General features: G+C 73.1%; 5 protein-coding genes and 1 pseudogene. 5 read left to right on the forward strand and 1 reads right to left on the reverse strand.

Annotated features, from left to right (window positions below; all coding sequences use genetic code 11):
* From AB0912_RS35285 to fxsT, 5 genes and pseudogenes are all read left to right on the forward strand, one after another.
* Nucleotides 1-1257, forward strand: a pseudogene (locus AB0912_RS35285) (hypothetical protein); the annotation flags it as partial.
* A gap of 92 nt (nucleotides 1258-1349) precedes the next feature.
* Nucleotides 1350-1571: an FxSxx-COOH cyclophane-containing RiPP peptide gene (gene fxsA, locus AB0912_RS35290; protein ID WP_366707315.1), complete on the forward strand. Its 222-nt coding sequence runs from the start codon at nucleotides 1350-1352 to the stop codon at nucleotides 1569-1571.
* 369 nt (nucleotides 1572-1940) lie between these two features.
* Nucleotides 1941-3080, forward strand: a complete 1140-nt coding sequence (locus AB0912_RS35295) for an FxsB family cyclophane-forming radical SAM/SPASM peptide maturase (protein WP_366707321.1) — start codon at nucleotides 1941-1943, stop codon at nucleotides 3078-3080.
* Nucleotides 3080-4633 (forward strand): HEXXH motif-containing putative peptide modification protein, encoded by a 1554-nt coding sequence (locus AB0912_RS35300; protein WP_366707323.1) that lies wholly within the window; start codon nucleotides 3080-3082, stop codon nucleotides 4631-4633. Before AB0912_RS35295 ends, AB0912_RS35300 begins: the two co-directional genes overlap by 1 nt.
* 196 nt (nucleotides 4634-4829) lie before the next feature.
* A complete protein-coding gene (gene fxsT / locus AB0912_RS35305; RefSeq protein WP_366707317.1) occupies nucleotides 4830-7841 on the forward strand; it encodes an FxSxx-COOH system tetratricopeptide repeat protein in 3012 nt (1003 codons plus the stop codon).
* Nucleotides 7842-7923: 82 nt separating this feature from the next.
* On the opposite strand, the gene AB0912_RS35310 is transcribed toward fxsT, so the two are convergent.
* On the reverse strand, nucleotides 7924-11417 hold a 3494-nt coding region (locus tag AB0912_RS35310), incomplete at its 5' end, for a multifunctional oxoglutarate decarboxylase/oxoglutarate dehydrogenase thiamine pyrophosphate-binding subunit/dihydrolipoyllysine-residue succinyltransferase subunit (RefSeq protein WP_366707319.1).

The following is an 11417-nucleotide window of genomic DNA, read 5'->3' on the forward strand; positions in this document are numbered from 1 at the left end:
GGCGACCGGCGCGGCGCGCTCGACCTGCTGCGCCGCGCCGACCGCGAGTACGCGGTGGCCTGCGCCGCGCCCGGCCTCGCGGACACCGAAGCGCTGCGCCTCACCCTGGAGCGGGTGGGCGCGCTGGAGGCCCAGTGGCGGCTCGGCGGCGACAGCGCGCTCCTCCAGGGCGCCGTCGGCATGCTGGAGGCCTTCGCCGACGCCTGGCCCGACGAACAGCCCCGGCCGCCCGAACTCCCGCTCGCCCACGGCCGCGTCCTGCTCCGCCTCTCCGGCGCCACCGCCGACCACGAACAGGCCAGGCTCTACGCCGGACAGAGCGCCCACTCCCTGCGCGCCGCCCTCGAATCCGGCCCCGGCGGCGCCACCGGCCAAGCCGCCGAGACCGCCCGCGTCCGCCTCCTCCTCGACCTCGCCGACGCCCTGCTCCGCTCCGGAGGCCCCCTCGACGACGCCCGGGGCCACGTGGACGAGGCGCTCGGCCTGACCCGCGACCAGGGACTGCGCGCCGCCCTGCATGTACGGGCCGGCCGGATCCACGTCGCCCGGTACGCGGAGACGGGCGACCCGCGCGAACTCCAGGACGCCGCCGACCGGTTCCGGCGCGCCTCCCGGGGGGTGCCCCGGGACGCCCCCGCGCACGCCGACGTACTGGCCGAATGGGGCGAGGCCCTGCTGCACCGCGCCTCCCTGGACGGCGGACCCGAGTCGCTGTCCCAGGCCATCCGGGTGCTGCGCGACTGCCGCGCCGAGACCCCCGCCGGCAGCCGCGAACTCGCCCACCGCCTGCTGCTCCTCGGCCGCGCGCTGATGCTGCGCTACCGCGTGCGCGGCGACCGGGTCGACCTGCGCGAGGCCGAGCACCTTCTCGGGCTCGCGGCGCTGGAGGACGGCCCGCCGCTGACCACCGCGCACTGCTGGCTGGAACTCGGGCAGGCCCAGTTCGAGGCGTACCAGAGCCTCGGCCGCAAGGCGCGCCTCGACGAGGCCATCGACGCCTTCCGGGCCGCCGCCGAGGCGGCGCGCGACGCCGAGGCGCGGGCGGAAACCGGCCGGGAGCGCCAGGAGGCCGTCGAACTGGGGGCGCGGGCACAGCACTGGCGGGGTATGTCCTACGAGGCGGCCACCCGGCCGAGGGCCGCGCGCGAGGCCTACCGGGCCGCCCGCACCGAGTGGTCCAGGCTCCCGGAGGACGCCCTGACCACGGGCGAGCCGACGGCCCGCCAGACGGCGCAGCGGCTGGCCGAACTGGACTGAGCGAGCGAGCAGCGCCGCCGGCGTCCGCCGACAGGGCGACAGGGCGACAGGGCGACAGGGCGACAGGGCGACAGGGAAGCCGAGGGGGAGACATGGGCGTACGGGACGAGGCACGGGACGCGGACGGCACGGGGGAGCACCCACCGGGCCTGCCGGAGGCCCCCGGCACCGGGGAACTGCCCGACCTGCTGGAACTGGACCTGGCGGAGCTACGGGCCGTCCGGCATCCGGTACTGGACGAGGTCCTGGCCGAGCTGCGCGAACGGGCGGCGCAGCCGAGCGAGATGCTTTGGGGCTTCAACAACTCGTTCTGAGGGGGCGTCGCGGGGCCCGGGGGAGACGGGGCGGCCGGCCCGGTTGCGCAAGACATCGGTTCCGGTCCGCCCCCGTGAGGGAACCGGACAACTTCGCTCGCGCCGCGTTTGTGTTCGGGCCCCGGCCGGGAATGCCGCCCGGTACGGGCAGGGGCCGAGGCGCGGTGCGCGGCGCGGAACCACGGGGCCGTACGTCATGGGGGTGCCGGAGTGTCGGATGAGGTGACCTCCGTGCTCCCCACGACGTCCACCCCACACCGGGACACCCCACATCCCGGTCCGCACCCCACCGCGACCTCCCGCCCACCGGAACCCGCCCCCGCCTCCGCCCCGCACACCGGCCAACCTCCCTTCCCCTTCCGGCAGTTCATCGTGAAAGCGCATGGGCGGTGCAATCTCGCCTGCCGGTACTGCTATCTCTACGAGGGTCCCGACCGGGGGTGGCGGAGTCGGCCCGCCGCCGCGTCCGCCGCCGTTCTGGAGCGCACCGCGCTGCGCGTCGGCGAGCACGCGCTCGCTCACGGCTTGCCGGCGCTGTCCCTGGTCCTGCACGGCGGTGAACCCCTGCTCGCCGGCGCCGGCACGCTCGCCCGGTTCACCGACCGGGTCCGCGCCCTCGTCCCGGACGGCTGCGCCGTGCACGCCACCGTCCAGACCAACGCCACCCTGCTCACCGACCGCAGGGCCGCCGTCCTCGCCCGGCACGGCATCCGCGTCGGCGTCAGCCTCGACGGCGGCCTGCCCGAGCACAACACGCTGCGCACCGACCGCGCCGGACGCCCTTCCTGGGCCGCCGCCGCCCGGGGCGCCCGGCTGCTCGCCGCCCGCCACCCGGAGGCCTACGCCGGAATCCTCACCGTCGTGGACCCCGCGACGGATCCGGTCGAGCTGTACGAGTCGCTGCTGACGCTGCGCCCGCCCGCCCTCGACCTGCTGCTCCCGCACGGCAACTGGTCCGCTCCGCCGCCGGGTTGGACCGCGGGCGGGGACACGCCGTACGGGGACTGGCTGTGTGCCGTCTTCGACCGCTGGTGGGGCGCGGGGCGCCGGGAGACCCGGGTCCGGCTCTTCGAGGAGTGCCTGGCGCTGCTCCTCGGGCTGCCCGCCGCGACCGAGTCGCTCGGCCTCGCGCCGTTCGACGCCGTCGTCGTGGAGACCGACGGTTCCATCGAACAGGTCGACTCCCTGAAGTCCTGCTACGCGGGCGCGGCGGAGACCGGGCTCGACGTCTTCCGGCACGGTTTCGACGCGGCCCTCCGGCACCCCGGGGTCGCCGCCCGGCAGGCGGGCGTCGTCGCGCTCTCCGCGCGGTGCCGGGCCTGCCCGTTGCTCACGGTCTGCGGCGGCGGCCACTACGCGCACCGGTACCGGGCCGGACACGGCTTCGCCAACCCGTCCGTCTACTGCGCCGACCTCCAGCGCTTCATCCGGCACGTCGGGCGGAGCCTCGCCGAGGCCGCCGCCCTCCCCGCCGTCGTCCCCGCCGCTTCCCAAGGAGGCGTCCCGTGATCCTGCCGCCGGTTCCGGAGGGGGCCCTGACCGAACTGGGCCGCACCGAGGGCGGTCCGGAGACCCTCGGGCTCCTCCTCCGCGACCAGTACACCCGCCGCCTGCTCCTGCTCCGCGCCGTCCTCGACGCCGCCGAGACCGCCGGCCCCCGCGTCCTGCCGACCGCCGCCCTGACCCGCCTGCACGAGGACTGGGCCCTCCTGGAGGAAGCGGAACACCTTGAACGGCCTGAACACCGTGACCGGCCTGACCGGCCTGACCGGCCTGACCGGCCTGACCGGCCTGACCGGCCTGACCGGCCTGAACACCTTGAACGGCCTGACCGACCTGACACCCGTCCCGCCGGTCACGCCCCCGTACCCCCCACCGGCGTCCGCGCCCTCCTCCTGCACCCCTTCATGGGGCCCTGGGCCCGGGACGCTCTTCGAGGGCTCGACCCCCTTGCCGGGGCCGGGGCCGGGGCCGAGCGCGACCCCCGGGACGCGGCGCGTGCGCTCGCCTACCTCGGGGCCGTGGCCGCCGTGGCCGCCGTGCGGGCCGGGGTGTCCTGTGCCCTGCGGCTGACCGCGCGGGACGGGGTGCTCACCCTGCCCTCGCTGGGGGCGCTGCGCACCGGGCGTGGCGGGGACACCGAGGTCGGTCTCGTGCACCGGCGGGGACGGCTGACGTTCCGGGTGCCCGGCGAGGCGGACGTGGTGGTCCGGGTGCAGAACGGGGTGGGCGCCTGGTCGGACGCGGCGGCCTGGACCCCCGCGTACGCGCTGCCGGGACTGCTGCCCGACTCGGCGCCCGTCCCGCTGGACGACCTCGACCCGTACCGCACCGCCCGCGGCGGGCCCCGGCCGCACACCCTCAGCGGCCCGGTCACCCTCGACGACGCCGACCGCAAGCACTGGCTGCACGCCTGGTCCGGCACGGCGGCGGCGCTCGGCCTCGGCGGCGAGACACGCCTCGCCGAGTCCACCGCCCTGCTGCGCTGCCTCGTCCCGCTCTCCACCCCGCCCGGCTCCGTGCCGGGCCGGGCGGGCGGCAGTTGCAGCGGCACCCGGCGCGAGGCCTTCGGCGCCGTCCTGAGCAGCGGTCCGGCGAACGCCACCGCCTTCGCCGCCACCCTCGTCCACGAGATACAGCACACCAAACTCGCCGCGCTCAGCGACATGCTGACGCTCCATCACGCCGGGTCCGAGGCGCGGCACTTCGCCCCCTGGCGCCCCGACCCGCGCCCGTACGACGGCCTGTTGCAGGGCGCCTACTCCCACCTCGCGCTGGCCGACTTCTTCCAGCGCGCCGCGCTCGCCGCCGCGCATCCCGCCGACCGGGACACCGCCTGGGCCCGGCACGCCCGCTACCAGGAACAGGTCGGCGCCGTGCTGCCCGCGCTCGTCGGCTCCGGCGATCTCACCGCGCCGGGACGCCGGTTCGTCGACCGCATGGTCGAGACGTACGAACGCCTCGCCGAGCAGCCCGCGCCCCGCGGCCAGACCGCCCGCGCCACCGCCTACGTCCGGGCGGCCCGCACCCTGTGGACACAACGGCACACGCGGGGCCGGTGAGCGACTTCACGCCACCGGCCGGATCGAGCCATCCTCGCCGAAAGCCGTGGGTTCCCGGACGCGGGACCCTCCGTACGCCAAGATCGTCGCTGAACACGTTTGACCCAGGACCGTGGGCAGGCGACGGGCGGCTGTGTCGGCGCCCTATCGCAGGCCCTCGCGGCGGTTCTAAAATCACGCGCGGGGAGGCCGCTGCATGTCTGGAGCTCTTACGCCGGTCCGGCCAGCCGAGAGGGGGGCCGCGAAGCAGACCGTCACGATCAGCTTCGCCGGGTTCAACCGGGCCTGGGCCGCCTGGATCGGTGACCGTCTGGAGCGGCGCGGCCATCGCGTCGTCTACCAGCGCTGGGACTCCCCGGCCGAGGTCCCCCTCGTCGACCTGCTGCGCGACCTCACCCTCGCCCAGGGCCGCATCCTGATCGTGGTCAGCGAGTGGTACTTCCAGCTCGGCCCGCGCACCCAGGACGAGTGGAACACCGCGCTGCGCGAGGTCGTCGCCCCCGACCCGTCCCGGTTCGCCGCCGTGTCCGTCACCACCAGCCCGGTGCCCTCCGCCACCGCCGTGCTCGGCGCCGTCGACCTGAACAACATGGGCGCCGACGAGGCCGAACGCCGCGTCCTCGACCGCCTCGACCTGCCCTCCGAACCGCTCCCGGAAGCCGTCGAGGGCGCCCGCCGCGGCCCCCGCTACCCGGCCGCCATGCCCGAGGTGTGGGGCGGCGTACCGCGCCGCAACACCCGCTTCACCGGCCGCGAGCCGCTCCTGAACGACGCCTACCACCTGCTCCAGAGCGCCGAACCGGGCGCCGGCGTCGTCACCCTGCACGGCATGTCCGGCGTCGGCAAGACCCAGCTCGCCGCCGAGTACGTCTACCGCTTCGGCTCCGAATACGACGTCGTGTGGTGGGTCAACGCCGAGAAACGGGTCACCTACCGCCGCCGACTGGCCGAACTGGCACCGCAGTTGGGCCTGTCCACCGGCGCCGAGTACGGCGAGCGGCTGCGTGCCGTACGCGACTCGCTGCGCCGCGGCGAGCCCTTCGGGCGCTGGCTGCTGATCCTGGACGGCGCGGACGAACCCGACCAGATCTACGACCTCGTGCCCACCGGCCCCGGACACGTCCTGATCACCTCGCGCAACCCCGAGTGGAGCGAGCACAACAGCAAGCTCCTCGAAGTACCGGTCTACGACCGGGACGAGTCCGTCGCCTTCATCCGCCGCCGCGCCCCCCGCCTCACCGAACCCGAGGCCGACCAGCTCGCCGAGGCCCTGGAGGACCTGCCCCTCCTCCTCGACCAGACCGCCGGCTGGCTCAACGACTCCGACCTGTCCGTCCAGGAGTACATCGCCCTCCTCGACGGCGGCATCGACCAGGACGTCGTCAAGATCTCCGCCGACTTCCCCGTCGCCTTCCAGACGGCCTGGTCGATACTGCTGAACAAACTCCGCGACACCGTCCCGGAATCCGTCGACCTGCTCCGCCTGTGCACCTTCTTCGCGCCCGGCTTCATCCCCGTACGCCTCCTCAAGGAGATGCCGCACGACCAGTTGCCCGAGCAGATCGCGGGCCTGCTCAACGACCCGCTGCTGTGGAACCGGGCCATCAACCAGCTCCGCCAGTACTCCGTCGTCCGCCTGGAGTCGCACGAGGCGGCCGGCGACGAGACCGCCTCCTCCGGCGAGTCCCTGTACCTGCACCGCATGGTCCACCAGATCGTCCACAAGGACATGCCCGACGAGGACCGCCGCGAGTTCGTCGACGTCGTCCGGCGCGCCCTCGCCGCCGCCGACCCCCGCCGCCCCACCGACACCCGCCTGTGGCCCGGCTACGCCGAGATCGTCCCTCACCTGAAGTTCGCCGACGTCCTGCGGAGCAAGGACCCCGCGGTGCAGTCGCTCGTCTTCAACTGCCTTCGCTACATGTACATCTCCGGCGAGTACCGGGCCGGCACCAAGCTCGGCGAACGCGCCCTCGCCGCCTGGAAGCCGCTCCTCGGCGAGAACCACCCCCGGGTGTGGGAACTGACCTACCACTACGCCAACCTGCTCCGCGCGGCCGGCGACTACCAGGCCACCGAGGTCCTGGAACGCGCCACCGTCGAGCACCTGCGCGAACAGCGCGGCGAGCAGGACCTCGACCATCTGCGGGCCCTCGGCGGTCTCGCCGCCGACCTGCGCGGCCTCGGCCGCTACGACGAGTCCCTGCGGCTCTCCGAGCGCCTGCTCGCCCTCTACCGCGAACTCCTCGGCGACGCCGACTCGCGCACCCTGAACGCGCAGAAGAACCTGGCCGTCTCCCTGCGCCTCCTCGGCCGCTACCAGGAAGCCCTCGACGCCGACCGGCGCACCCTGGAGTCCCGCCGCCTGCTGCTGCGCGGACGCCACCCCTGGACGCTGTACTCGGAGATCTCCTACGCCACCGACCTGCGTCTCCTCGGCCGCTACACCGAGGCCGAGTCCGCGCAGCGCACCAGCGTGCGCGAGCACCGCAACGTGATGGGACATGACAACCCGCAGACCCTCGACGCCGAGCACAACCTCGCCCTGTGCCAGTACCGCACCGGCGACCGCAACGCGGCCGGCCCCATGTTCGCCAGCGTGCTGGAGCGCTGCGAGCGGGTCCTCGGCGAGACCGACCCGCAGACCCTCCGGTTCGCCGTCGGCACGAGCTGCTTCTACCGCGAGCACGGCGACATCGACCAGGCCCGCGAGATCGGCGAGTCCGTCCTCGCCCGCTACGAGGTGATGCTCCCCGAGGGCCACCCGTTCATCGTCGGCGCCCGCGCCAACCACGCGCTGGTCCTGCGCGCGGTCGGCGAGTGGGACCAGGCCCACGAGGTCGTCGAGCAGGCGCTCACCGACATGACCGCGGCCGTGGGGGAGCACCACCCCTGGACGCTCGGCTGCGCCGTCAACGCCGCCGCGCTGCGCAACCTCGTCGTCGGCCCCGAACCGGCCGCGGAGCTGAGCCGGCAGACCGTCGCCCGGGCCACCGAGACGCTCGGCCGCACCCATCCGCTCACCCTCTCGGCGCGGATCGCGCTCGCCGCCGACCTGCGCGGCATGGCGGACCGCCAGGAGGCCGAGAAGGTCGAGCAGGAGGCCCTGTCCGACCTGGACGCCACCCTCGGCGCCCGGCACGTCCACACCATCTCCGCCCGCTCCCGCAACCGGCCGCACTGGGACTTCGAACCCCAGTCCACCTGAGCCGACGCCGAAGGGCCCGGCCCGAGTCCGCTGGGACTCGGGCCGGGCCCTTCGTTCGTACCGCCGTGCCGGGGGCCGGGGACTAGGCCTCGAACACCTCACGCACGAGCTGCTCCTGCTCCGCCTGGTGCCGCTTCGCGGAACCGACGGCGGGCGACGAGGAGTGCGGACGCGAGATACGGCGCAGCCGCTCGCCGTGCGGGACGTCCGCCCCGACCGCGAGGTCGAGGTGGTCGATCAGGTTGAGCGCGATGAACGGCCAGGCACCCTGGTTCGCCGGCTCCTCCTGGGCCCACAGGTACTTCTCGGCGTTCGGGTACTTGGCGATCTCCGCCTGGAGCTCGGCACCCGGCAGCGGGTACAGCCGCTCGATGCGGATGATCGCCGTGTCCGTGGAGCCGCGCTTCTTCCGCTCGGCCTCCAGGTCGTAGTACAGCTTGCCGGCGCAGAACACGACCTTGCGGACGGCGGCGGCGTCGACCGTGTCGTCCCCGATGACCGGGCGGAACTCGCCCGACGTGAACTCCTCCGTCTTCGACGCGGCGGCCTTCAGGCGCAGCATCGACTTCGGGGTGAAGACCACCAGCGGCTTGTGGTGCGGGTTGTGCACCTGCCACCGCAGGAGGTGGAAGTAGTTCGACGGGAGCGTCGGCTGGGCGACCGTCATGTTGTTCTGCGCGCAGAGCTGGAGGAACCGCTCGATACGGGCCGAGGAGTGGTCCGGGCCCTGTCCCTCGTAGCCGTGCGGCAGCAGCAGGGTGACGCCGGACGTCTGGCCCCACTTCTGCTCGGCGGCCGAGATGTACTCGTCGACGACCGTCTGAGCGCCGTTGACGAAGTCGCCGAACTGCGCCTCCCACATCACCAGCGCGTCCGGGCGGGCCAGCGAGTAGCCGTACTCGAAGCCCATGACCGCGTACTCGGAGAGCAGCGAGTCGTAGACGTTCAGGCGGGCCTGGTCGTCCGAGAGGTACTGGAGCGGGGTGTAGTCCTCGCCGGTGACCCGGTCGATCAGCACCGCGTGGCGCTGGCCGAAGGTGCCGCGGCGCGAGTCCTGGCCGGACAGCCGGACCGGCGTGCCCTCCAGGAGCAGCGAACCGATGGCGAGGGTCTCGCCCATGCCCCAGTCGATCGTGCCGTCCTCGATCATCGCCGCCCGGCGCTGGAGCTGCGGGAGCAGCCGCGGGTGCACGGTGACGTTGTCGGGGATGTTGACCTGGGACTCGGCGATCCGCTTCACGACCTCCTGGGAGACCGCGGTGGGCACGGCGACCGGGAACTCGGCCTGGGTGTCCGGGGAGTGCGCCTCGGGGGCCTGCGCGACGGCCTCGCGCACCTCGGTGAAGACCTTCTCGAGCTGCCCCTGGAAGTCCTGGAGCGCCTGCTCGGCCTCTTCGAGGGTGATGTCGCCGCGACCGATGAGGGACTCGGTGTAGAGCTTGCGCACCGAGCGCTTCTTGTCGATCAGGTCGTACATCAGCGGCTGCGTGAACGCCGGGTTGTCGGACTCGTTGTGACCGCGGCGGCGGTAGCAGATGAGGTCGATCACGACGTCCTTGTTGAACGCCTGACGGAACTCGAACGCGAGCCGGCCGACCCGGACGACGGCCTCGGGGTCGTCGCCGTTCACGTGGAAGATCGGCGCCTCGATCATGCGGGCCACGTCGGTGGCGTACATGGAGGAGCGCGAGGACTCCGGGGCGGCGGTGAAGCCGACCTGGTTGTTGATGACGATGTGGACCGTGCCGCCCGTGCGGTAGCCGCGCAGCTGCGACATGTTGAGCGTCTCGGCGACCACACCCTGGCCGGCGAAGGCCGCGTCACCGTGCAGGGCGACCGGCAGGACGGTGAAGTCCGTGCCGCCCTTGTTGATGATGTCCTGCTTGGCGCGGACGATGCCCTCGATGATCGGGTCGACCGTCTCCAGGTGGGAGGGGTTCGCCGCCAGCGAGACGGCGATCTGCTCGCCGTCCAGGCCGGTGAAGGTGCCCCGGGCGCCCAGGTGGTACTTCACGTCGCCGGAGCCGTGCATCGACTTCGGGTCGAGGTTGCCCTCGAACTCGCGGAAGATCTGCGCGTACGACTTGCCGACGATGTTCGCCAGCACGTTCAGCCGGCCGCGGTGGGCCATGCCGATGACGACCTCGTCGAGGCGCGACTCGGCCGCGCTGTCGATGACCGCGTCGAGCAGCGGGATGACGGACTCGCCGCCCTCCAGGGAGAAGCGCTTCTGGCCGACGTACTTCGTCTGCAGGAAGGTCTCGAAGGCCTCCGCCGCGTTCAGCCGGCGCAGGATCCGCAGCTGCTCCTCGCGCTCCGGCTTGGAGTGCGAGCGCTCGATGCGGTCCTGGATCCACTTGCGCTGCTTGGGGTCCTGGATGTGCATGAACTCGACGCCGGTGGTGCGGCAGTACGAGTCGCGCAGCACACCGAGGATGTCGCGCAGCTTCATCAGGGACTTGCCGGCGAAACCGCCGACCGCGAACTCCCGCTCCAGGTCCCACAGGGTGAGGCCGTGCTCGGTGATGTCGAGGTCGGGGTGCTTGCGCTGGCGGTACTCCAGCGGGTCGGTGTCGGCCATGACGTGGCCGCGGACCCGGTAGGAGTGGATCAGCTCGAAGACCCGGGCGGCCTTCGTGACGTCGTCGTCGTGGCTGGCGTCGATGTCCTTGAGCCAGCGGACCGGCTCGTAGGGGATGCGCAGCGCCTCGAAGATGTCGTCGTAGAAGCCCTGCTCGCCGAGGAGCAGGTTGGCGACGATCCGCAGGAACTCGCCGGACGCGGCGCCCTGGATGACCCGGTGGTCGTAGGTCGACGTGAGCGTCATGACCTTCGAGATGCCGAGCTTGTTCAGGGTGTCCTGGGAGGTGCCCTGGAACTCCGCCGGGTAGTCCATCGAGCCGACGCCCATGATGACCGACTGGCCGGGCATCAGACGCGGGACCGAGTGGACGGTGCCGAGGCCGCCGGGGTTGGTCAGGGAGACCGTGACACCGGTGAAGTCGTCCATCGTCAGCTTGCCGTCGCGGGCGCGGCGGACGATGTCCTCGTAGGCCTGCCAGAACTCGAAGAAGTTCAGCGTCTCGGCCTTCTTGATGCCCGCGACGACGAGCTGGCGGTCGCCGTTGGGCTTCACCAGGTCGATGGCGAGGCCGAAGTTGACGTGCGGCGGCTTGACGAGGGTGGGCTTCCCGTCCTTGTCCGCGTAGTGCCAGTTCATCGACGGCATGGCCTTGATGGCCTGCACCATCGCGTAGCCGATGAGGTGGGTGAAGGAGATCTTCCCGCCCCGGGCACGCTTCAGGTGGTTGTTGATCACGATGCGGTTGTCGAAGAGCAGCTTCACCGGGACCGCGCGCACGGACGTGGCCGTGGGCAGCTCCAGCGAGGCGTTCATGTTCTTCGCGACGGCACCGGCGGGACCGCGCAGGGTCACGTACTCGGGGCCCTCGGGCGCCTCGGTGGCCGGCTCGGCCTTCGGCTTCGCGGCGGCCGGAGCGGCCTTCGCGGGAGCCGGTGCGGCGGCAGCGGGCTTCGGAGCCGCGGGCGCGGCCGGAGCGGGCGCGGCCGGAGCGG

This window comes from Streptomyces sp. NPDC007084 (assembly GCF_040703595.1).
Classification (GTDB): Bacteria; Actinomycetota; Actinomycetes; order Streptomycetales; family Streptomycetaceae; genus Streptomyces.

Bases quoted from the DNA above. Each gene is read 5' to 3' on its own strand.
- fxsA (WP_366707315.1), top strand. From the start codon at position 1,350: ATGGGCGTACGGGACGAGGCACGGGACGCGGACGGCACGGGGGAGCAC.
- fxsT (WP_366707317.1), top strand. From the start codon at position 4,830: ATGTCTGGAGCTCTTACGCCGGTCCGGCCAGCCGAGAGGGGGGCCGCG.